This window comes from Listeria weihenstephanensis (assembly GCF_003534205.1).
Classification (GTDB): domain Bacteria; phylum Bacillota; class Bacilli; order Lactobacillales; family Listeriaceae; genus Listeria_A; species Listeria_A weihenstephanensis.
The window spans coordinates 3365476-3388194 of the sequence record NZ_CP011102.1; the positions used below are offsets into that span (position 1 = coordinate 3365476).

Here is a 22719-nt window from a genome sequence, read left to right on the forward strand (position 1 = left end):
TCAGGGAAGCGCAAACTCGCCACTCCCCTGCTAAAATTTACTTCACGCCTACTTGCAAATATCCCGATTTCGCTGTGACGCCAAATGCATCCGCCAAATCTTGTAATTGTTGATCCGTAATCGTTTGGCGCGCGCCACCTTGTGCTTGCACTAACGTATAAACTTCCGCAGCCTTCTCAGCCGTTTCAATCAAACCAAATACTTCGTCCATCGTACTTCCCGCTCCAAAAATCCCGTGATGCGGCCAAATAACCAATCGGAATTCGCGCATTTTCGCAGCCGTTGCCATCCCAATCGCGTCCGTTCCAGGCACCATCCAAGGCAAAATCCCGACACCTTCTGGGAAAACGACGATACATTCCGTACACATTTGCCATAAAGTACGCGTGAAATCACGTTCTTCCAGCGAATGCGTAAATGTCATCGCGATAATGTTCGTCGCATGATTATGCATAATAATACGGTGCTCTGGATCAATTTTCAGGCGTTCGATGTGGCTCATGAAATGCGCCGGCAACTCACTTGTTGGCACGCCACCATCCGTGAAGCCCCACAGTAATTCGACACTTTTACCCGTCTCGGAAACCCGGATAATACCAAGATTCACATCAGGCGCATCGATGACATTTTTGAAATACTTGCCAGAACCCGTCACAATGAAATATTTCCCTGCAAGCGCCGTCGCGTCAAAAATCATCGGAATCGTGCGAATCACTTGGTTCGGATTAATATACTCACCAACCTCCGCCTCCGTAAGCAGATAACTGATATTCCCGCCATTTCTCTCATCCCAACCTAGACGATATAAATTCGCCGTTACTTTCATCATTTCCTGTACAAATGGTGCTGCTACAATATCTTTACTCAATTCCAATTGCCTCCTCAGACCGTTTTACCAAAACTTTTTCTTCATAATCCTTCACTTCTTTTAACCAAGCCTCACGAACCGGCACGTTTTGCGCCTCACAATAATAATCCCAAACTGCTGTAAAAGGAAAGTCCTTCAATTCCTCAGTCAGCGCCAATCGTGATGTATAATCGCCTTCCAATTCAATTTTGCGAAGATATTCCGTCGGCTCAAGCATTGCTTTCAAAAGGGATTTCAACGTATTTCGCGTCCCAATAACCCACGCCGCCACGCGATTAATCGTCGCATCGAAGAAATCCAGACCGATATGCGTTTTGCCCAGTAAATCATTGCGAACCAACTCACGCCCAATCTCCTGCAATTCATCATCCATAATCACGACATGATCGCTGTCCCAACGCACCGGACGACTAACATGCAACAGAATTCCCTCACTAAACAAAGATAACGATGACAGCTTGTTCGAAATCACTTCCGTCGGGTGGAAATGCCCCGCGTCCATACAAATCAACTTATTCCGCGTAATTCCATACCCCATGTAAAACTCGTGCGATCCCACCGTATAAGCCTCAGCACCAAGTCCAAACAACTTACTTTCCACAGCGTCCAGCGTATACTTCCGGTCCAACTCCTCCGCAAAAATCGTATCGAGCGACTCCATCAAACGCTTACGAGGCGCCAACCGATCAATCGGATTATCCTTGAAACCATCAGGAACCCAAAAATTATTGACTGAAGTTTGCCCTAATTCTTCACCAAAGTAAGCCGCAACTTTCCGAGCCCGCTTCCCATGCTCAATCCAAAAATCGCGAATCTTCTTATCTGGATGACTCAACGTAAAACCATCTTCCGAGTTAGGATGTGAGAAGAATGTGGGATTGAAATCTAAACCAAGACCTTGCTCCTTCGCCCAATCCACCCATTTTGCATAATGAGCCGGCTCAATCTCGTCCAAATCAACTTTTTCATCCGTATCTACATACATCGCGTGTAGATTCACCTTATGTTTCCCAGGAATTAGCGAAAACGCCTTCTCCAAATCTTGGCGTAACTGCGCTGGCGTATGCGCGGCACCAGGATAATTACCCGTCACCGAAATCCCGCCCGTCAGCTCTTGATCCGGATTCATAAACCCTGTCACATCATCACCTTGCCAACAATGCATCGAAATTTTCACATCCGCCAAACGCTTCAAAACATCATCTACATTCACCCCATACTTCGCATATTCCTCTTTTGCCCACTCATATTTCTGTTTCAATTTCTCGTTTCCCATTTAAAAAGCCTCCTGTTTTCCAGATATATTTTTGTACATTGCTCGAATTTCCATCATATTCACGCCATCACCCGGCGTATACGTAGTCAGCGGCGTCGACTTGCGAATCAACTCCCGAACCGCCGATATATCCTCAGCCTCGCCACTCGCAATCAACTGCACCGCCAAATTCCCAAGCCCAGTCGCCTCGGTTGGTCCCGCATGCACTGTGATCCCCGTCAAATCCGCCGTCAACTGGTTCAAAATTGCAATGTTCGCGCCACCACCAATAATATGGAGATGCTTAATCTCACGGCCCGTTAAAGCCTGCAACTGCTCAATCTGAATCGCATACTGAATCGCCAAACTATCATAAATAACACGCGCCAATTTTCCCGGTGTTTGTGGGATTTCCTGTCCAGTCTCCATACAATACGCCTGAATCTCCGCAATCATATCCGTTGGGTTCAAAAAGCGATAATCATCCACTCCAATCAAAACTCCAAAGGGCTCCTCGCGCGCCGCCAATTCCGCAAGCTCTGCATAACTATACGCATAATCCTGCATCCGCGCCACCTCTTGAATGAGCCACAATCCCATGATGTTTTTCAAGAAACGAAACGTATCATACGCGCCCCACTCATTCGTGTAATTCGCGGCAAACGCCTCCGCACTATTAATCGGATTCGCCAACTCCGCCCCAAGAAGCGACCACGTCCCACTCGACAAGAACGCCCAATCATCACCAACACCAGGCGCACCAAGCACTGCCGAAGCCGTATCATGCGTTGCAACCGTGATCACATCACAATCCGGCAAATCATACTTCTCATGCCACTCCGCAGAAATCTTGCCCAACATCTCACCCGGCTTCACAAACCGCGCAAACTGCCCAGCATCCAATCCCACTAAATCCAACAAATCCACATCAAACTGTTTCGTATGTAAATTCAGCATCTGCGTAGAAGAAGCGTTCGTCACCTCCGTCACACGTTTTCCAGTCAATAAATACCCCAAATAATCAGGCACCATCATGACCCCATTCGTCCGCGCCTTAAGCCCCGCATCCTCCATATATAATTGATACAACGAATTAAACTGCAAAAACTGAATCCCTGTCTTCGCGTAAATATCCGCAGCAGAAACCTCTGCTAAAACCGCATCCATCGCAAAATCCGTTCGCTTATCACGATAACTAACCACTTCATGTAATCGCTTTCCTTCTTGATCCAACAAACAATAGTCCACCGCCCACGTATCAATCCCCAACGTGCATCGCGTAACACCTGTTTTCTTCAATTTTTCCAAGCCAACCATAATATTTGTGAAAATATGATCAATATTCCATATGCATTTACCATCAACTTCTACAAAACCGTTATGAAAGCGATGAATCTCCGTTAACTCTATCTTCCCAGCCACTAGCTCGCCCAGAAGCAAACGCCCACTCGATGCGCCAACATCTACAGCCACATGTTTCAAAAGCTCCTCCTCCTTCATACTTTTAATTTATAAACCAAGAATACACCGAATCAGTCATTAAGTCAACATTTAATTTTATTATTTTGTAGTTTTATGTGGTTTTTATGTGTGTTTCAATTAAAACTTGCTTGTGATTGTACCATTGTTTACAATGAAATAGACAAGGATGTGATGAAAATGCTTGCTTTCGAGCGAAAAGACAAAATACTATCAGAAATAAAGAAAAACAAGAAAGTCCACGTATCCCAACTAGCTAAAATTTTCAATGTATCTGAAGAAACAATTCGGCGTGATTTAGACAAATTGGAGAAAGAAGGCATCGTGGACCGCAGTTACGGAGGCGCCACTTTGAGCCAACATACAAACGAAGATCTGCCATACGCAACAAGAAACGTCATCAAAGTCGAGGAAAAGAAGAAAATCGCAACAAAAACAACATCCCTCATCAAGACAGGCGATTCGCTCATTGCAGACACGAGTTCGACCGTTTTTGAAGCGCTGAACCTACTCGTCCGCGAGAAAGAGAATCTCACCATCATTACCAATTCGATCACAGCAGTCGACTTACTTTCCAAGTTCAAAGTCCACCTTATTCTGACCGGCGGAACTCTGCGCACCAAGTCCAACTCACTCATCGGCTCCGACGCCGCCAACACAATCAGCCGCTATTTCGTGGATTACGCGATCATCAGCTGCAAAGGCCTCACCATGGAAAACGGCATCACCGATTCCAATGAGCCCGAAGCTGAAATCAAAAATCACATGCTAGAACGCGCTAACAAAGTAATACTAGTAGCCGATTCCTCTAAATTCGACAAAAATGCCTTCATCAAAATCGTCGACATCTCAGAAATCGACTACCTCATCACCGACCAAGAACCCACACACGAGTGGCAACAATTCTTGAAGGAAAAAGATGTAACACTGATTTATTAACAATACAGAGCACCACTAAGATTCATAAAAAAGGCTAGAGCGTAGATGATTTCAGAACCATCTTACCCTCTAGCCTTTTTATTCATTCCTCATTTCCCAAAACACAAAAAAACCTCCAGAACAGCGAAATCCGCCATCCCAGAAGCCCCCACCAAACTTTCAGCGGGCCGACAGATGCTTAGATGCTAGGCAAAAGACGAGTACCGGAGCAGAGCGTATATTTATACGTGAGCACCGGAACGCAGTCTTTAACGACGCAGTTGAGCGTTTGTCGGCCCGCTGAATTTTATAGAAGGTGATTCATGTGCCCAATCTCCATTACCCAGTAAGATCCCATTACAATAACAATCGCAATGAATGCTGCAAATAGGATATTACCAACTTGGATACGTCCATTTTGGCCTTCCGTCATGTGCATGAACATCAATAATTGCAAAGCCGCTTGAACGAACGCGAAGATAAAGATAATCGTAATGATTAGTGATTTATCAAGCGTCGATTCAAATACAACCCAGACAGCTAGTAATGTTAACGCGATCGATAAGGCAAAACCAATGATATGTTTCCACGGAATACCTTCTTCGGCATGTGCCGTGTTCGCTTTATTTTTCGCCATATTAATTCACCATCCCTAACAGATAGACACCTGTGAAGATGAAAATCCACACAACGTCTAGGAAATGCCAATAAAGGCTTGAAATGAATACTTTTGATGCGGCTTGTGGTGTTAGACCACGCATTTTGATTTGGATCAGAATGAACGCGATCCAGAACAGACCAATCGTTACGTGGAGACCATGGGTACCCAGTAAAACGAAGAATGCAGACCAGTAAGAGCCGACTTTAAGTGTGACGCCTTCTGATACATAATGCGCGAACTCATAGATCTCAAAACCTACGAATCCAGCACCTAGAAGTAGCGTGATAATCGAATAAATCATCAGACGCTTAACGTTACCTTTGCGCATCTCACCAATGGCAAGACCACACGTAAAACTACTCGTTAAAAGTAAGAATGTCATGATTAGAACGAGCGGTAACTCGAACATTTCGGACGGTGGGTGACCCGCATTTGAGCCACCACTGAACATTACAAAATAAGTTGCAAACAATGTACCGAATAACGCAATCTCGGCGCCTAGGAAAATCCAGAAGCCTAAAATGTTTAAACGACCTTGTTCCGATTGATATTCTAACGGAAGGCTGGAATTTTCTTTTATAGGTTCCATGGGTTACCCTCCTTTATGCCAGTTTTAAATTCACGTGCTGCTTGTTCTTCGGTAGCCACGATTTCAGGTACTTCGACATGATAGCCGTCATCCTTCTTGAATGAGCGGTAAACCATACACGCAAGTACGCCGAGGCCGCCGATGATCCCAAGCCAGTACCAATAGAAAACTAGTCCAAAGCCAGCGATGAAGAAAAATACTGACATGATGAAACCTAGTGGTGTATTGTTTGGCATGTGAATATGTTTATACGCTTTGTCATCATTATATGTTTCGCCGCGTTGTTTTTTCTCCCAGAAATCGTCAAGATCGTTCCATTCTGGCAATTTAGCGAAGTTATATTTTGGCGGTACAGCTGAAGAAGTTGCCCACTCAAGCGTACGCGCATCCCACGGATCACCAGTTGTTTCGCGTTTAGAGTGTTTGTAACTGTAAACGATATTCCAACAAAGAATTAGGAATGCTGCTCCCATTAGGAACGCACCAACAGACGAGATAAAGTTAAGTGTACCCCAGCCGTCGCCTTCAACATATGTGCTGATACGACGTGGCATACCATCAAGACCTAGGAAATATTGTGGGAAGAAACATACGTTAAATCCGATCACAAATACCCAGAAGAACCACTTACCGATTTTCTCATTCAAGCGATAACCGACCATTTTTGGATACCAGTAAATCAAACCTGCAAAACAGGAGAATACGGTTCCGGCGATTAAAACGTAATGGAAATGCGATACTAGGAAATACGTGTTGTGATATTGATAATCGGCTGCTGCCATCGCGAGCATAACCCCTGTAACCCCACCAATAACAAAGTTCGGTATGAATGCCAGTGACCAAAGCATCGGTGTGGTGAAGGATATTCGCCCTTTGTACATGGTAAAGAGCCAGTTGAATATCTTAATCCCGGTCGGTATCGCAATCATCATCGTCGTAATCGAGAAGAACGAGTTAACTGCTGCCCCAGAGCCCATTGTAAAGAAGTGGTGGACCCAAACTAGGAAACTTAGTAAAGAAATAACAACAACGGCCGCGACCATCGCTGGATAACCGAATAGTTTTTTCTTCGAGAATGTTGAGATGATCTCGGAGAATATCCCGAACGCCGGCAAAATAACAATGTATACTTCCGGATGTCCCCAAACCCAGAACAGGTTGGCCCACATCATCGGAATTCCGCCATTTGCGAGTGTAAAGAATGCCGTTCCGAATAGACGGTCAAACGTCATTAGAGCTAGCGCCACAGTAAGTACTGGGAACGCGAATACGATAATTAAACAAGTTATAAGAGATGTCCACGTGAACATTGGCATTTTCATTAATGTCATGCCCTTCGTTCGCATCCGTAAAATTGTAACCATAAAGTTGATCCCGGTCATAAGCGTACCAATACCGGCGATCTGGACCCCGAGTAAGTAGAAGTTAATCCCATAACCCGGACTAAATTCCTCGGCGAGTGGTGCATAGTTTGTCCAACCAGCTGCTGGGCTACCACCGATTACGAAGGAAATATTGAAAAGCATTGCCCCCATAAAGAATGTCCAGAAACTTAAGTTGTTCAAGAATGGGAATGCTACGTCACGCGCCCCGATTTGAAGCGGCACAACGATATTCATTAAACCAATAACGAACGGCATTGCCATAAATAAGATCATGATTGTTCCGTGAGTTGTAAATACTTCGTTGTAATGCTGGGCGTCAAGAAACTCCATCCCTGGCATCGCAAGCTGAGTACGGATCATTAATGCATCGACCCCACCACGGAAAAACATTAGTACTGCTGCCAAAAGATACATGATCCCAAGGCGTTTGTGGTCAACGGAAGATATCCATTCAGTGAATAGCCATTTCCATTTTTTTGTATAAGTTAGTAACACGACGATACCAATGCTGACTAGAGCGATCGAAATTTGGGCTCCTAAAATCAGCGGGTCGCCGGTGATGATAAATTCATCTAAACTCATGTTGAAATACCCCCCTTTTTAGTGTCCCGATTGATCGTGATCTGTTGCCTCATCGGTTTTAATTTCTTTACCCATTTTTTCCATTTCTTCATCGTAATGCTTATCTTTCTTATATCCAGTGCCATTTTTGATAATCATCGGAGACATATCCATATCTTCAAAACGTGGATTAGTAATGGTAACTGGACGTGCTGGTAAAATTGGCTTGGCTGTTCTTGTATCTTTTGCGTTTGGATCATGTGGGTTGGTTAATTCAAAACCGTACCGTTTATACGCATAGAAAACGTACTCTGGGTCCGCTGCTGGATCGACAAACGCCATATGTGTGCCTGCATAAGATTGTGGTTTCACGTTTCCTGGTAATAATAATTTGTCGTAACGGTCTTGCGAGATTGTTGGGGAGTCCGCCTTCACTTTAAGCGCCCACTTCTCAAAATCTTTTGGTTTTTGTGCGACAACATCGAATACTTGTCCAGCAAAACCTTCTCCGTTAAAGTTCGAATTACGTCCTTTAAACGTCCCTGTTTCGTCGGCCTGCAAGTACAAGTCCATCGTCATACCACTCATCGCGTACTTCTGACCACCAAGTTGTGGCACCCAGAAACTCGTCATCGAGTCTGCCGCGGTAAGCTTGAATAATACCGGTCGATCCGTTGGAATATGTACATAGTTTACAGTTTCAATCGACTGATCTGGATAACTAAAGAACCATTTCCAGTTTGCGCTAGTCGCATAAATAACAATTGGATCCTTGTGTGACGTAACTTCTGGTGCTTTTTCGTTCGCATAAATTGTTTTAACAGTAGGAATAGCTAATGCAATAACAATCGCAACCGGAATTAACGTCCATAAAATTTCTAACTTCGCACTACCATGCATGTTTGGTTCATAGTTGGAATGATCTGCTCTCTCGCGGTATTTCGTAATCATGATTACAAATAACACGAAGATCGTTAGTACAATAATAAGCATGAAAATAATCGAATAAATGATTAGATCGCTTTGACTTTGCGCTACCGGACCTTTTGGATCTAGTACCGTTAAATCACCACAGCCGCTAAGGAGTCCAACAAAGACTAGCGTGACTGTAAGTAGCAATGACTTGAGCATTTTTGACACCCGAATCCCCTTCTTTCCTTTTGATGTTTGTTGCTATGTATTTTTGCGCAAAAATACAAGCTCGCTTTTCGTATATCGACAAATAGTTGTAGACATACTGCTCCCTGATTTCCCGTCAGCAAGCTTCCCCTAATTGATAATATATCTAATATACGGCCAACTAGATTGTGTAGATTTCTCACAATATCACAAACTTATAGAGCGTGAAATTATGAATTTGAAACTGCATGTGCATACTCGTATACTATTATAGCGTATTTGTTACTTATATTCAAAGCATCGAGACAAGTTATTTTTTTCACAATCTCAAACGTTACTATGTGAGCATATATCTCTAATAGAAATCATTCGTTACTAATATTCTTTATTATCTACAAGGTAAGTGCCCTCGCCAATCTTTTTTGTGTGGCATATCACAATACAAACCTATTGACCTATAGTTAATATCTGTAAAAGCGCTTTCTTCTGTGAATATAAGATCTTTGTGTCTAGGCGCCTATGCAGAAATTGGTCTAGTCCCTGCATACAATGCTTCATTTTCACAATATATGGGTTACTTTTCAAATGACTAGGGTAGATATGGTAATGAGCGAGGAAGATGGCTCAAAATAGAAGAAGGAGTGTTAGTCTATGAAGAAAGTTTTAGGGAAATCAGTTTTATTTTTGGTGGCGTTTACATTATTGGTCGCGACCTTTGCACCTGCCGCGTCAGCACACGGTTACATCTCAAAACCGGAAAGTCGGGCTTATTTGGCTAAATTGGGTATTAACCAAAATGCCGGCGCAATTCAATGGGAACCACAAAGTGTTGAAGCTACGGGGAACTTCCCACTTGGCGGACCATCTGATGGCACGATTGCGGGCGGAGGTAAATTTCCAGAAATGGACGCCCAAACACCGGATCGTTGGCACCACGTTGACCTTTTAGGTGGACAAAATAATTTCACTTGGACGCTAACTGCACTTCACAGAACGAAAGAATATAAATATTATATTACGAAAAAAGACTGGAACCCAAACAGCCCGCTTACTCGTGGTGACCTTCAATTGTTGACGACCATTAACGCTAACAATGAAGTTCCATCCTCAACAACAGTAACTCATCAAGTTCCACTACCAACTGATCGCAATGGTTATTATGTTGTACTTGGCGTTTGGGAAATTGCGGATACTGGCAATGCCTTCTATCAAGCAGTCGATGTTAATTTGATTAATAACGGAACAATGACCTTGAAATAAGCACATGATTTAAAAATTATAAACGAGAAGCTGGTGACTTTTAGCAATGATTTATATTGTTACTAGTCACCAGCTTCTTTCTGTATTTTTTTTGACGGTTCTAAAAAAAAATTTATACTACCAAAAAAGAGTGGCAAAAATGCTGAAAAATATATAGTAATTACTATATAAACATGCTATTATATAGTTATGAGTATATAAAGACGGTGATTCAAAGCATAATATTATATGATAAAGGAGGTAATATGTCAAATGAATTTATTAAAAATCGAGGCGCTTTATATGTATATCGATATAGGTAATAGTCGCTCCACTTTTTCTACACTCCACGATGGGACAAACATTCTTACCTATCTCGCCGATACTATCAATGCAAACTACGCAAACGATTTATTGACGCCTTTTACAATTAAGGATGGTGATGCTATCGTTGGTGGCGTTAGTAATTTCCAACTACTGCTCGATATTTATAGCGATTGCCTTACAACTTATTATTCGCCTGATTTTAAAAACCGTTTCAACAACATACCTGCAGTAACCAATGAAACGCTCCATTTTTATTTTGGTGCGGGCATCGGGCATATTGATACACCATCAACAGAGGATTTGCATGATATCAATATTGTGAACGGAACTAGCATTATTAACGCGATTGAAGCGTCTGAAAAGGCCAAAGTTGTCATGAAATCACGCCTCACTCAAAAGCGGAGCGCAGTTTATAGTGAAGCGGACTATTTTTTTAACAAGCAACCATTTAAATTCTATTGTTTAGCTGAGACACAATCGTTTGGTAGTGCTTTGAATGCGCTTTTTTTCCTTGCATTTGAGCAGTTAATCAAGAGCGATAAACAGCAACACCTTTTTCGTATCAAAGATAGCCATCCTGATTATAGTAATATTGAAATTGGTACGGAACTTGGCTATAACTCGATTAGCAAAGCGGATATTTCTTCGCGTGTCAGCGTTTTGATCGCTAATTCTGACTATTTTCTCTACAAAAAGGTGCGGATGGATATTGTGAACTATTTACTCGATTTACAACAAATCATGAAGGGAGCAGGTCATGACTAACTTACTTTTCCCACTACTTCTATGCCATTTTATAGCGGATTTCATGCTGCAGACAAACAAAATGGCTAGCGTCAAAAAAGAAGCCTTTTCAAATCATAAAATAAAGATCCTGATGCAGCATATTGCTCTTCATTTTAGCCTGTATTTTATCGCTATTTTCGTGTACTATTATTGGTTCGATCGCACGACAAGCTTTTGGTTACTACTCGCTATGATCATCGGTATTTCAATCACCCACTTTTTCATCGATCTGGCAAAAGCCCCCACGGAAAAACTATTTCATGACAGCAATATTGTTCGATTATTCATGTATATAGCTGATCAAATTCTACATATCGCCATTATATATGTCGCTACCTGCCTTGTTCTCAACTCACAAATGCCGTTCAGCCCGAGCCTATATGACAAATTTAGCATTCTCAGTTCGCTTATCATCCTGCTTGTCTATTTTGTCGGATATTTAATTCCGTATATATTGGAAGTGCTGATGCCTGGTTTTAACACCGAAAAAAAGATCATTGCCGTCACCAAACTAGATGGCAAAATTATTTTAACAAAAAATCAAGAAATTCCCGCCGTTTCAAATAAAGAATTAAAAGCAGGTCGTTATATCGGCGGTCTAGAACGATTGCTATTACTCATTTTCATGGTGTTACAAATCTATTCCGCGATTCCGATCATCATTGGTTTGAAAACACTAGCACGGTTTAAGGAACTGGAAAATAACCGGTCGTTCGCGGAATATTACTTGATCGGCAACTTCCTTAGTATGATATTCGGTGTGTTAATCGCGTTACTTTTCGATTATGTCTTATATCTGTGAGCAAAAAAAGCTCCGAATCAGCAATTACCTGCTTGACTCGGAGCTCTATTTTTTATTTCGCTGCAACTGGGATGTACAGTGTGAACGTTGCTTCTCTTAAGTCTTCCAAATTAAAAGTACCTGCCACTGTAACCGTCTCGCTTTGCATAACTTCACCGTATGATTGACCAATAAAGCCATCGATCGCCGTACGTTCTTTTGCATCGGTTACGAATTTTGCGTATTGGCCTGCTGGGATTTCGAACGATGTTTCGCCGTTACCCTCGCCAGATTTTGCTACAACATACGTTTGTACATCGTCAATACTTGCATTAATACCAACAAAATCTTCTTGCGTTTTCGCAAATTCTGCTACGGCTTTTTCTTTAATTTCACTCATCACTGCAAAACCTTTTTGCGGATCGAATGCTGGGATTTCAACTTTATTTCCAGAAAAAATTTCTTTGTTTAATTCTACGATTTCAAATGACATAATTATTTCCCTCCAAAAGTTACTGTAAATTTGTTATGATGTAACTATAACATTTAAATGTTGACAACTGTATGTCATCATTCAAAATTTAAGGAGAACATAAAATGAAAATTGAGCGACTTATCGGGATTATTATGTTACTTCTCCAACGCGAGTTAGTTAGTGCTTCTGAAATGGCAACGATGTTTGAAGTTTCTAAACGAACGATTTATCGGGATATAGATACACTAGCCATGGCAAATATCCCAATTTATACGCTGCCAGGGGTAAAAGGTGGTATTGGGATCATGCCAACCTATAAAGTCGATAAAAAACTACTCACCGTAGAAGATTTGACAGCGATTATTACAGGATTAGGTGGATTCGAACAACTTCTTTCCTCTACTGATATCAAAAAAACACTTTTAAAAATGAAAAATATGCTTGGCCATTCAAACGAGCTCCCAGCAAGTCCTATTTCGCTCGATTTTTCGAATTTAGCGATGCGTCAGGAATTTAATGAGCAAGTGGAGAAATTACATTTAGCCATTAAGAAGCAACAATTCGTGGCCATCACTTATATTGATCGTGACGGCAATCAAACAACGCGTTCCGTGGAGCCTTATCACCTACTTTTTCGGAATCGTTCTTGGTATCTTCAAGGTTATAGCTTGGAGCGCGAGGATTTTCGTACATTCAAACTGTCACGAATTATTGATTTAGAGGTCGCGGCTGAAACTTTCGAAGGTCGGGCATTTACCGTGAAGCCTCTGAATGCGCCAATAACACAACCTCCTTTTGAAATGCAGGAAGTTAGTCTTATTATTGATAAAACAGCGCGGGAACAAATCGTGCTTCGGTTTAACGTGAACTCCATCGAGCCGCTAGACGAAACTTACTTTTTAGCTAAGGTGACGCTTCCAAATCATGAGGTTGGCTATCGTTTCCTTTTAACGTTGGGCGTGCATGTCACTATTCAGAATCAAGATGACTTTTACGACGGGTTTGTGGCGTATTTGCAGGAGATTCAAAATAAATATGATTAAGAATTAAGCCCACGCGATAGATTAAACTCATATCGTGTGGGCTTTACTCTATTTTTTGCGCGCCGCTACAAGTAGCATCATTGGTCTACGCAACTCATCTGGCATATCTGGATGGCTGTTTAACATGGCCGCATCTGGTTCTGGCTCCACTAATTTCACGAGTTCAAAACCAGTCTCAAGCAGCGTGTTCACGTATGTCGTCAACGTTTTATGATATTTCGCCACATCTTCGCCTAAGAAATTCGCCGTCCGCAAACCTTCCGTGAAATATTTATCCACTGGCCAATGCAATTTACTCCCATCCTCGTCATAGTACCAATCTTGCGTCCCTTGTGCCGTGAAAACCGGATGCTCAACGGAAAACACGAATTCGCCGCCGGATGCCAAACTATGATTTATTTTCTCGCACATCGCTTGAAATGATTCGATATAATGGAAAGTAAGTGAGCTAATCACCACGTCAAAACTTGCAGGCGGGAAATCAATGTCCTCGAGCGCTTGACGGATATAGCTGATTTTCGGAGAATCCGTTTTTTTACGAGCCTCGGCTAACATATTTTCAGAAATGTCGACACCAACTGCTGATTCCGCACCATTTTCTATCGCATAAAGGCAATGCCAACCAAATCCACATCCGAGATCTAGCACGCGTTTCCCACTGAAATCTGGCATCATTTTTTTGAATTCGTGCCATTCTCCCGCTCCTTTTAAACCGTCCACCGAGCGGCTCATCTTGCTGTACTGCTCAAAAAAAGCAGGATTGTCATATTTATTTTCTTTCATCTTGAAGCACCTCTTTCTTTTATGTATATATTATCACAAAAAGTAGATCGCAGAAAAACAATCGGACAGCAGTTTTTTTGACGAATTAAGCGGAATCAATTTGAACTACGCTACTTCACCCTTCAGTAAGCGCATAGTATTTTTTTGTTTCACCGTTTACTTCCACGATTAAAACGTCGTCACGTTCTTTAACGTTAAACACTTTAGTGCCTTTAGCTAAAATTGTTGCGTCACCATTATCAAAATTCCTCACTGATTTCTTCTTTGAAAAGCTAGTTTTGATTTCACCGATTTGCACGTTTTTTGTCAGTTCTAATTCATTGACCCAATCAATATTTGTCTCATAAACGATACTATTTAATTGAAAAATATCAGCATCTATATCTGCATTTAAAATTTCTGCCGCAGTTGGATTTTTTGAAGTTGTGCTCTCTACAGTTGCATTATCTCTCTGACAACCAAACATTGAAAAAAGCGATAATACAATTATAACTGCGCTAATTTTATTCATAATCCGCCTCCTTACAGCAAAAATGCCCTCCATTTAGGAAGGCATTTTTAACAGTACAACTAGCCTACGTGTTTATTTTTTTCTCAAATAAAATGCGGTCGTCCCTGCCAGCAGGCCTCCCAATAATACTAAGCCTAACGGGAAATCATCACCTGTTTGTGGTAAGCTGCTATTCGGTTCTACTTTTGCTGGTGCGTTCGGACTGGGCTCTGCAACCGGGCTCACATTTTCGACTTTATCCGGTGCTTTGTCTGGAGCTTTATTTACCAGTATTTTCGCCGTCACTTTATTGCTATCTTTCGAGACATTTCCTGCAGCGTCAAACGCCTTGACTGTATAGCTGTATGACTGGCCTTGTTTCACTTGCTTATCTGTGTAAGTTGGGTTTGTTACTGTCGCGATTTCTTTACCATCGCGATACACTTTATAACCCGCCACTGCAACGTTATCTTTGGAAGCATCCCAATTTAGAACAACTTCCTCACTCGTCACTTTAGCCACACGTAAATTGCTTGGAACGCTTGGTGCCGCTATGTCCTCTACTTTTGGTGGAACCTCTGCGCCTTCATAAACTAACTGCTGGCCAAGTTCTTGACCTGATGCCGTCATTCTTTGCGCTAATGTGACTGTTTTTAAATCGGTTGGGGCAATGTTCGATTTTAAACGGAATTTGTAGCTCTCACCTTGTGAAATAAGTCGTGCATCGGAGGAAGCTAAATCAACGACGGTATAGCCGTTTGCCGCCTTGACCACACCCGCTTTATCATCTGCCGCAATCAATTTTTCACCATCGCGAATGGGAATGTATAATCTCGGTAACTTGATCGTTTCCGCTGCTGTTTCGATAGGTTTTAGAACATCGCTCGTTTCGTTTGCAACCTCTTTATTTGTAATCGTAATTTCATAGCCTGTGCCATCATTCGTGTACGGCGTCACAGTCATTTCAACCGCTAAATCCTGATATGGCAACGCGTTACCTGCCAAATTACCAGCACCGAACATGCCGTTTTTAATTGCGGTTGTTAGTTCATCACGTTTTGTCGATGTTGTCGGCTTATCCTGCGATTGCATCCACGAAATGACCCCACCCAAATTATTTTCTTTCACATAGTTCGCCTTGGCTGTCACAGACTTAACGTTGTCATATGTGAAAAATGCGCCCGTTTCTTTACTATATAAATACGGTGCTTTAGCGATATCATCCCAGTATTCCGTCAAGCCTGGCGTCACTGCTTTTAACGTATCAATGCTGCGATAAGACCAGATCCCGCCAACCGTTCCACCGTCACCAGCGACAAGCGGTTTTTCATTATTCGCGCCATTACTCGTGGAACCGTCCGCGTTTTTATTCGTGCGCTCCACTGCTTGAAATAGGCCCGGCAGACTCGTGTTCGTGCCCTCTGCCACCGTATTCCAACCACGCGTGTAAAATGCGGCGCCAATCACGATTTTCTCAGAAGGAACACCCTTACTTTGCAAATATTTCGTCACACCATCCACCGACAAACCATAGTTCGCATAAGGATCATTCGGATTATCATAAAGCGCCGTCTGATGCCCAGTTACACTATCCCAAGCACCATGCATATCGTACGTCATCATGTTTCCAAAATCAATAATTTCAAAAACTTTCTCAATATCAATACCCTGACTCATCGTCCACTGCGACGCTGGCAAAGCTACAGACAACTCATATGTCCGATCCAACGTCTCACCCTGTGCATCAAGCGCCGTACGCAAATCCTGCAACAATGTCACATAATTCGCCTTATCCGCAGGCCCAGCATTTGGCGTTCCTTCATCTTCCTTATTATCAAGCAAATCCCCATCACGAGGCGAATTCGGATACTCCCAATCCACATCCACAAAATCCATGTTCGTATATTTCACAAACTTCATGACATTCTGTACAAAATTAGCGCGCGCTGTATCATTTGCTGCCATTTCAGAAAAATCACCCGACTTTGACCAACCGCCAAGAGAAACCCCAATTTTCAAGTTTGGATTGGCCGCACGTAAATCTTGAAGCGCATTCAAAATGCCCCCCATCGCTGTTTTCTGGCCAACCGCAGCACTCACGGCCGCATCTTTATCTGTGAAAACCAAATTCCCCGCACTATCAAAATCCATAAATGCAAAATTTAAATGTGTCAATTTGTCAGCTGGAATATCTTTTGGATAGAACTTACCTTCAGATTCTGTAATCGACCAATCACCATAGTACATCACGTTTCGATACGGTGACTTCGCTTCCGCTGCAGCCACTTTTGGCGTGTTTACGATTCCTAAAATACCCGATAAAGCAATTGATAAAACAAGTAATATCGCTGTCAAACTCCCAAAAATCTGTTTTGTCCTCTTTTTCATTTTTTTGCCTCCCAATTTTTCCGTAATGTCCCCAAGTTTCCTCCATTTTTTGTGGTCACCTCCACAAACAGGCAGCGCTTACAATTTAAGCGTCCCGAATAAACTCCCAATCTACTCTATCTTATCATATTTATTCTGAAAATTACATCTAAAAAGATAAAACCACAGTATTATAATGTTAAAAACGCCTCTTGCAAATCCCGCCTATTTCCGCGAGCTTACAAAAAGCGTTTTCGATAACTATACTAATGATTTTAAAGTTTCCAAACGAAGTTCATCCGTTCCAGCAAGCACAACATCCGCACGTCTCAAAACTGTCGCATCGCCAATCCCGATAGCTCGAATTCCAGCATCTTTGATTGAATCCACACCAGCGGCCGCATCCTCCACACCGACACAAACATCGGCGGGTAAATCGAGCAGTTCAAGCGCCTTCAAGAAAATCTCAGGGTCTGGTTTTGATTTCTCAATTTTCGCTGCATCGACCACGAAATCAAACTGCTCACGTATGCCTAATGACTGCAAAATCACCTCGGCATTTTTCGATGCAGAAGCCACTGCAGTACGAATTCCAGCCTGTTTTAGCTCATCCAAAAAAGCTTCCATGCCTGGTAAAATATCGCTCGGCTTAATATCCACGATCGTCTCTTTATACAGCTCATTTTTCCAATCCGCCATCTCATTTTTTTCAGTGGCATTAAAATCTGCTAAACGATCTCCATATTCCAAAATCCGATCTAAAGAATCCATCCGACTAACGCCCTTTAATTCCTCATTAAACACGCGATCGATCTTTATATCAAGCCGCTCTGCAAGCTTTTTCCAAGCACGGTAATGGTACTCCGCTGTATCCGTAATAACACCATCCAAATCAAAAATAACGCCTTCTAACTTTTCCATCCTAAACTCCTTTTGGAAAGCCTACTTATCACCACCGATACGTACGCCTTTCATGAAATATTTATTCAAAACAATGTATAAAATCAAAATCGGAATAATCGAGACAACCGAGGCCGCCATAATATAATTCCACTGGGTCGCATTTTGCGTCTGAAACGACTGCAAACCAAGCGTCAACGTGTATTTTTCTGGGGATGTAATATAGAGTAACGGTTTCATGAATTCATTCCACAAACCGAGAAATACAAATACACCTTGCGTTGCGATCGACGCTTGAGCCATCGGGAAAACGATTCGGAAAAACGTCTGCGTCCGGCTGAGCCCGTCCATTTGCGCGGCTTCCTCGACCTCTTTCGGGAAGTTCACAAAGAATTGACGCATCATGAAAATGTAACCGAAGTTAATGGCACCTGGTAAAATCAGTGCATTATACGTATCCAAAATCCCAATCGATTTCATAATTAAATAGTTTGGAATAAGCAAAATTTGCGCTGGGACCATAATCACCGCTAAAATAATCAAAAACATCTGCTTTCTTCCAGGAAAACTGAGTCGTGCCAGTGCATATCCCGCCATACTATTAAAAATAATATTTAGGATCGTTCCAGAAGTTGCGATGATAAATGAGTTCAATATCCACCTCGGAAATAGCGGATCTCGCGTGAAAATATAGCTGAAATTTTCAAGTGTCGGCGCTTTCGGTAGTAAAGAAAGTCCGCCACCGATGATCTCACTATAAGGTTTGAATGACGCCATCACCGCCCATAAGAACGGGTACAGCGTCACTAATCCGTAACCAATTAGCAACGTGTAGGTTAAGATTTTCCAAAAACGTTTTATCTTCATGATGCCGCACCTCCGTCCTCATTAACATCTTCTTTATTCAACTTCCGCGCGAGCATCGACACTACGAAGATGATAATCGTCAGTAAAATCGCGATTGCCGAAGCATACCCCATTGTATCGAACGATTTAAACGCGTACTGATAAATAATGAGTGAAAGCGTTAATGTGGCGTTATTCGGGCCACCACTCCCACCAGAAATGATATATGCTTGGTCAAAAAGTTGAAAACAGCCGATAATACCCATTAAAAGGACATAATTCGTAATCGGTGCAATCTGAGGAACTGTAATCCGCGTCAAACGTTTCCAAGCATTCGCGCCGTCCACCTGCGCCGCCTCGTACATCGTTTTCGGAATATCCTGCAAGCCCGCCAAGTAAATCGTCATGAAAAACGGCACAGTAGACCAAATATTCATCACCATAATCGTACCAAGCGCGAATTGCGTTTCATTAATAAAATTAATCGGTTCACTAAGAATGCCAAAATCAACTAAAATATTATTGACTGGTCCAGTTAAACTGAATAAAAACATGAATATCATAGTCAGCGCCGAGCTCGACGTTAACGTAGGTAGGAAAAAGATCGTTCGGAATGTATTTTGAAATTTAATTCCCGAATTAAGTAATGACGCCATTAATAACGCCAAAATCGTCTGGCAGGGCACCACGATAATAACATAGCGTACTGTGTTTTTGAGCGCAATCCAGACACGCTCATCTTGGAATGCGTTAGTATAATTCTTCAGCCCAACAAACTGGTAGCTGGATTCGCCGACTAGACTAACTTTGTTTAAAGATAGGAATAATGCGTAGATAATTGGTATCAATGTGAAAACGGTCATGATAATGATTGTTGGTAACATGAAAGAGATACCTTGTGCGGCTTCTTTTGCCTTACGCTTAGACTTGTTTGGATTCATTTTTTCAACTCCCTTTGTTGAGGTATTCCTTGCCAAATTAGAGCTTCGATATACTTGAGAATGTGATAAGTATTTAATCCATCAGTGGCTCTTAGACGCCAAGTTCGGAAGCTGCCTCCTGTTTTTTATGGAAGTTTGGGCTTCTCGAGGATATAGAATATCGAGATTCGTGCTTGAGTCATGTTCCGCGCCTTCGGATCTAGCTCCAACAGCCAACTCCTCGAAAACTTCACACCCTCCACAAAAACCAAGTGCGGGTTTTTATTGCGGCCGCTCCAGTTTTTTTCGGAGCTAAACGGGCTGTTTCCGCTTTTCAGGCGATCTAGCTCCAACAGCCAGCCTCTCGGAATTTTCGGTGCCTCCGAAAAATCCAAGAGAAGGATTTATCTGCGCCCCCTAACAAATTCTGTCGAGGCTAACGGGCTGTTTCCGCTTTTCAGTTTTTCAATTGTGTTTTTATATCATTATTCGCACTCGTCGTCGCTTTTGTCATCGCTTCTTTCAGTGTCATTTCGCCTTTGAGCGCTGATGGGAGCATGTTTTTGTATTGGTCTGCAACAATCGAAAGTGTCGTTCCGTCTTGCCATGGTGTCGCATATTCTGCGCCAGCTACGAACGGTTTTAAAATCGGATCTGTCTCAATTTTCATTTCTTTCGCTACGGATTGGCGTGATGGCAATACTGATGCGCCCTCTGCCCATGTCTTCATGCCTGTTTTCCCTGTGAAATATTGAATCAATTCCCACGCTGCATCTTTGTCTTTTGCTGCCGCGTTCATCGAATAACTCACCGTGAATACCATCGTTCCTTTTTTACCATCAATCGTTGGTACTTCTTTCGTTCCAAATTTCACATCTGGGAAGTTCTGCTCTAAATGTGCGATTGCCCAGTTTCCTTCGACCATCATCGCCGCTTTTCCAGCTCCAAATGAGTCTCCTGACCAGTCTTGTCCCAAATCAGCTGGGCGTTTAATCAAGCCTTTTTGATACCAATCTACTAGTGGTTGTAATGCTGTTATAATTTTTGGATTATCCAGATTAGAGTAGCCATCTTTATCTAAAATTGGTTCTCCAGATGCTTGCGCGATGTACATTTGGCGAGCAAGGTCAGCCGTGAAGGCACTAGGAACAACGTCTTTCGGCAATTTAGCTTTTAAATTTTCAAGGAAAGTCCCCATTTTGTCAGCCGTTGTAGGAATTGTATTTGGATCAATCCCAGCATCCGCGAACATCTTCTCGTTATAGAAAATTCCAAGTGTCGAATAATCTTTCGGCAAGCCATACTGCGCCTTATCTTCGCCTGTAAATGCACTGTAAACAGGTTTATAAAAATCATCTTTATTAAAATCTTTCGTCTTCGAAATGTAATCGTCGAGCGGTGCCAGAACTTTCTTATCAATCAAACTCGGTGCAAGATAAGCATCCACATAAAATACGTCTGGTGCTGTTCCACCAACTAAATCCGTCTGAAGTTGTGTTTCGTAGTCATTGTAAACCTTCTCTTTCACCTTAATTCCAGACTCTTTTTCAAAGTCTGCAATAAGTTTTTTGCGTGTTGTATTCTCCGCTTCTGTACCTTTCCAAACCCCTAGCGTCACCGTTTTCCCCTCTGTTGATGCCTTATCTTTCGTTCCATTTCCGCAGGCAACTGTAAACACCAATGCAAAAACAGCCATCATTACTCCCAACATCTTTAAAACCTTTTTCATAAAAATTCCCTCTCCTTTTCATCTAATTTAAGAAAGCGTATTCATTTAACGTTATTCTATTCCAAAACGTTTCGGATGTCAAGCGCTTATTTTTAAAATAATAAATGTTTAGAGTTGTAACTTTCGCTAATATCGCCTAAAATAGGGATAAATGGTAATTAGAATTGGAGGTATAACGTTTTGGCAACAATCAAAGATATTGCGAAAGACACCGGTTTTTCTGTAACCACTGTTTCGCGTGCACTCAACGGTTATAGCGATGTAAATGAAGAGACACGAGCTATCATTCGCGCCTCCGCACAAAAATTAAAATACAGCCCAAACATGCTAGCCCAGAGCCTCGTTACAAAGAAATCCAAAACCATTGGCCTGCTTGTAACCGACTTAAAAAGAGAAAGTGTGAAAGACAATTTTGTATTTGAAGTATTGTGTGGCGTAAGTGAATATGTAGCAACGATAGACTACGAAATGATCTTGATCAGCACGACCACATCCAGGCAGCGCAACAAAACATTCAGCCAAGTCGTCGGCGAACGAAACCTAGATGGCGTCGTGATCCAAGGTCTGAAAAAAGACGATCCTTACTTAACAGAGGCCGTCGCAAGCAACCTTCCCACCGTCCTTATTGATATTCCAATTGAAAACGATTCGACAGGTTTTGTCACATCAGATCAAGAAGAAAGCGTGAAGACAGCAATCAAATATTTATCGCGTCTAGGACACAAGAAAATCGCCTTCATGAATGGCCACAAACACGCCTATGTGAGCGAAATTCGTTTCAAAGCTTATCAAGAAGCCCTATCCGAAATCGGCATTACATATGATGAAAAGCTGATTTGTTATGGTGATTTTGAAGAAGAGAAAGCCTATCAGACCGCGCTCAATTTCTTACTTGCAACACAGGATGTATCCGCGATATTCTGCGCCAGCGACATCATGGCATTAGGCGTTTTACAAGCCGCTCGCGAACTGCAAATTAGCGTTCCTGAAGAACTTTCGATCATCGGTTTTGATAATATTTTATTAACCCGCTACGTCAGTCCTTCGCTAAGCACCGTGGCACAAAGCCCTTTTGAACTCGGAAAAGCCGCGGCAACGCTTGTTTTAGAGATCATCAACAAGACTTCAAGCGAACACCATCAAGTTTTACAGAACGAACTTATCGTCCGCGAATCCAGCGGTCCTAAAAATTAAAATA

Annotated in this window: 21 protein-coding genes; 6 read left to right on the top strand and 15 right to left on the bottom strand. The window is 42.3% G+C overall.

Annotated features, from left to right (window positions below; translation table 11 throughout):
- Positions 1-37: 37 nt before the first annotated feature.
- Genes rhaD through rhaB form a run of 3 tightly spaced genes read right to left on the bottom strand, consistent with a single transcriptional unit; the run spans position 38 to position 3605 of the window.
- Positions 38-868, bottom strand: a complete 831-nt coding sequence (rhaD, locus tag UE46_RS16005; protein WP_036060949.1) for a rhamnulose-1-phosphate aldolase — start codon at positions 866-868, stop codon at positions 38-40.
- Positions 861-2144, bottom strand: coding sequence for an L-rhamnose isomerase (rhaA, locus tag UE46_RS16010; protein ID WP_036060950.1), 1284 nt, complete (start codon positions 2142-2144; stop codon positions 861-863). Before rhaA ends, rhaD begins: the two co-directional genes overlap by 8 nt.
- The gene (gene rhaB, locus UE46_RS16015; RefSeq protein ID WP_036060952.1) at positions 2145-3605 is read right to left on the bottom strand and encodes a rhamnulokinase; all 1461 of its coding nucleotides are present in this window, start codon (positions 3603-3605) and stop codon (positions 2145-2147) included.
- A gap of 108 nt (positions 3606-3713) precedes the next feature.
- On the opposite strand from rhaB, the gene UE46_RS16020 reads away from it, so the two are divergent.
- On the top strand, positions 3714-4541 hold the full coding sequence (locus UE46_RS16020) for a DeoR/GlpR family DNA-binding transcription regulator (protein ID WP_324604086.1): 828 nt from the start codon (positions 3714-3716) through the stop codon (positions 4539-4541).
- A 286-nt stretch (positions 4542-4827) separates the two neighbouring features.
- Here the strand turns inward: UE46_RS16020 and qoxD are convergent, their stop codons facing one another.
- Genes qoxD through qoxA form a run of 4 tightly spaced genes read right to left on the bottom strand, consistent with a single transcriptional unit; the run spans position 4828 to position 8856 of the window.
- A complete protein-coding gene (qoxD, locus tag UE46_RS16025; RefSeq protein ID WP_036060958.1) occupies positions 4828-5157 on the bottom strand; it encodes a cytochrome aa3 quinol oxidase subunit IV in 330 nt (109 codons plus the stop codon).
- A gap of 1 nt (position 5158) precedes the next feature.
- Positions 5159-5770, bottom strand: a complete 612-nt coding sequence (gene qoxC / locus UE46_RS16030) for a cytochrome aa3 quinol oxidase subunit III (RefSeq protein ID WP_036060961.1) — start codon at positions 5768-5770, stop codon at positions 5159-5161.
- Positions 5758-7737, bottom strand: a complete 1980-nt coding sequence (gene qoxB, locus UE46_RS16035; RefSeq protein WP_036060963.1) for a cytochrome aa3 quinol oxidase subunit I — start codon at positions 7735-7737, stop codon at positions 5758-5760. The genes qoxC and qoxB overlap by 13 nt, the downstream gene beginning before the upstream one ends.
- An 18-nt stretch (positions 7738-7755) precedes the next feature.
- Complete coding sequence (gene qoxA, locus UE46_RS16040) at positions 7756-8856, bottom strand: cytochrome aa3 quinol oxidase subunit II (RefSeq protein ID WP_036060964.1); 1101 nt, start codon at positions 8854-8856, stop codon at positions 7756-7758.
- Between the two features lie 630 nt (positions 8857-9486).
- Between qoxA and UE46_RS16045 the strand changes: the two genes are divergently transcribed.
- The 3 genes from UE46_RS16045 to UE46_RS16055 all read left to right on the top strand — a co-directional run bounded on the left by UE46_RS16045 (position 9487) and on the right by UE46_RS16055 (position 11989).
- Positions 9487-10095, top strand: a complete 609-nt coding sequence (locus tag UE46_RS16045; protein ID WP_118907781.1) for a lytic polysaccharide monooxygenase — start codon at positions 9487-9489, stop codon at positions 10093-10095.
- A gap of 252 nt (positions 10096-10347) precedes the next feature.
- Positions 10348-11166 (top strand): hypothetical protein, encoded by an 819-nt coding sequence (locus UE46_RS16050; RefSeq protein ID WP_118907782.1) that lies wholly within the window; start codon positions 10348-10350, stop codon positions 11164-11166.
- A complete protein-coding gene (locus tag UE46_RS16055) occupies positions 11159-11989 on the top strand; it encodes a DUF3307 domain-containing protein (RefSeq protein WP_118907783.1) in 831 nt (276 codons plus the stop codon). Before UE46_RS16050 ends, UE46_RS16055 begins: the two co-directional genes overlap by 8 nt.
- 52 nt (positions 11990-12041) lie before the next feature.
- Here UE46_RS16055 and UE46_RS16060 read toward each other — a convergent pair whose 3' ends face one another.
- Positions 12042-12461: an effector binding domain-containing protein gene (locus UE46_RS16060; protein WP_036060971.1), complete on the bottom strand. Its 420-nt coding sequence runs from the start codon at positions 12459-12461 to the stop codon at positions 12042-12044.
- Positions 12462-12565: 104 nt separating this feature from the next.
- Between UE46_RS16060 and UE46_RS16065 the strand changes: the two genes are divergently transcribed.
- Complete coding sequence (locus tag UE46_RS16065; RefSeq protein ID WP_036060972.1) at positions 12566-13486, top strand: helix-turn-helix transcriptional regulator; 921 nt, start codon at positions 12566-12568, stop codon at positions 13484-13486.
- 48 nt (positions 13487-13534) lie between these two features.
- On the opposite strand, the gene UE46_RS16070 is transcribed toward UE46_RS16065, so the two are convergent.
- The 7 genes from UE46_RS16070 to UE46_RS16100 form a co-directional block, all read right to left on the bottom strand.
- Positions 13535-14269: a class I SAM-dependent methyltransferase gene (locus UE46_RS16070; protein ID WP_118907784.1), complete on the bottom strand. Its 735-nt coding sequence runs from the start codon at positions 14267-14269 to the stop codon at positions 13535-13537.
- Positions 14270-14384: 115 nt separating this feature from the next.
- The gene (locus tag UE46_RS16075; RefSeq protein WP_036060973.1) at positions 14385-14780 is read right to left on the bottom strand and encodes a hypothetical protein; all 396 of its coding nucleotides are present in this window, start codon (positions 14778-14780) and stop codon (positions 14385-14387) included.
- A gap of 72 nt (positions 14781-14852) precedes the next feature.
- Positions 14853-17147, bottom strand: a complete 2295-nt coding sequence (locus UE46_RS16080; protein ID WP_051492929.1) for a glycosyl hydrolase family 18 protein — start codon at positions 17145-17147, stop codon at positions 14853-14855.
- 240 nt (positions 17148-17387) lie between these two features.
- Positions 17388-18047: a beta-phosphoglucomutase gene (gene pgmB / locus UE46_RS16085; RefSeq protein WP_036060974.1), complete on the bottom strand. Its 660-nt coding sequence runs from the start codon at positions 18045-18047 to the stop codon at positions 17388-17390.
- Positions 18048-18068: 21 nt separating this feature from the next.
- Positions 18069-18893 (bottom strand): carbohydrate ABC transporter permease, encoded by an 825-nt coding sequence (locus tag UE46_RS16090; protein ID WP_036060976.1) that lies wholly within the window; start codon positions 18891-18893, stop codon positions 18069-18071.
- Positions 18890-19813, bottom strand: coding sequence for a carbohydrate ABC transporter permease (locus UE46_RS16095; RefSeq protein WP_036060977.1), 924 nt, complete (start codon positions 19811-19813; stop codon positions 18890-18892). Before UE46_RS16095 ends, UE46_RS16090 begins: the two co-directional genes overlap by 4 nt.
- Positions 19814-20249: 436 nt before the next feature.
- Positions 20250-21521: an ABC transporter substrate-binding protein gene (locus tag UE46_RS16100; protein WP_036060982.1), complete on the bottom strand. Its 1272-nt coding sequence runs from the start codon at positions 21519-21521 to the stop codon at positions 20250-20252.
- A gap of 180 nt (positions 21522-21701) precedes the next feature.
- Here UE46_RS16100 and UE46_RS16105 point away from each other — a divergent pair, with 180 nt between their 5' ends.
- Entirely contained in the window at positions 21702-22715 is a 1014-nt protein-coding gene (locus tag UE46_RS16105) for a LacI family DNA-binding transcriptional regulator (protein WP_036060983.1), read from the top strand.
- Positions 22716-22719: the final 4 nt, after the last annotated feature.

Coding starts and splice junctions, on each gene's coding strand:
- UE46_RS16080 (WP_051492929.1), bottom strand. CDS start 17,147: ATGAAAAAGAGGACAAAACAGATTTTTGGGAGTTTGACAGCGATATTA.
- UE46_RS16090 (WP_036060976.1), bottom strand. CDS start 18,893: ATGAAGATAAAACGTTTTTGGAAAATCTTAACCTACACGTTGCTAATT.
- UE46_RS16045 (WP_118907781.1), top strand. CDS start 9,487: ATGAAGAAAGTTTTAGGGAAATCAGTTTTATTTTTGGTGGCGTTTACA.
- qoxC (WP_036060961.1), bottom strand. CDS start 5,770: ATGGAACCTATAAAAGAAAATTCCAGCCTTCCGTTAGAATATCAATCG.
- UE46_RS16050 (WP_118907782.1), top strand. CDS start 10,348: ATGAATTTATTAAAAATCGAGGCGCTTTATATGTATATCGATATAGGT.
- UE46_RS16060 (WP_036060971.1), bottom strand. CDS start 12,461: ATGTCATTTGAAATCGTAGAATTAAACAAAGAAATTTTTTCTGGAAAT.
- pgmB (WP_036060974.1), bottom strand. CDS start 18,047: ATGGAAAAGTTAGAAGGCGTTATTTTTGATTTGGATGGTGTTATTACG.
- qoxD (WP_036060958.1), bottom strand. CDS start 5,157: ATGGCGAAAAATAAAGCGAACACGGCACATGCCGAAGAAGGTATTCCG.
- UE46_RS16075 (WP_036060973.1), bottom strand. CDS start 14,780: ATGAATAAAATTAGCGCAGTTATAATTGTATTATCGCTTTTTTCAATG.
- qoxB (WP_036060963.1), bottom strand. CDS start 7,737: ATGAGTTTAGATGAATTTATCATCACCGGCGACCCGCTGATTTTAGGA.
- UE46_RS16070 (WP_118907784.1), bottom strand. CDS start 14,269: ATGAAAGAAAATAAATATGACAATCCTGCTTTTTTTGAGCAGTACAGC.
- rhaA (WP_036060950.1), bottom strand. CDS start 2,144: ATGGGAAACGAGAAATTGAAACAGAAATATGAGTGGGCAAAAGAGGAA.
- UE46_RS16095 (WP_036060977.1), bottom strand. CDS start 19,813: ATGAATCCAAACAAGTCTAAGCGTAAGGCAAAAGAAGCCGCACAAGGT.
- UE46_RS16065 (WP_036060972.1), top strand. CDS start 12,566: ATGAAAATTGAGCGACTTATCGGGATTATTATGTTACTTCTCCAACGC.
- UE46_RS16055 (WP_118907783.1), top strand. CDS start 11,159: ATGACTAACTTACTTTTCCCACTACTTCTATGCCATTTTATAGCGGAT.
- UE46_RS16100 (WP_036060982.1), bottom strand. CDS start 21,521: ATGAAAAAGGTTTTAAAGATGTTGGGAGTAATGATGGCTGTTTTTGCA.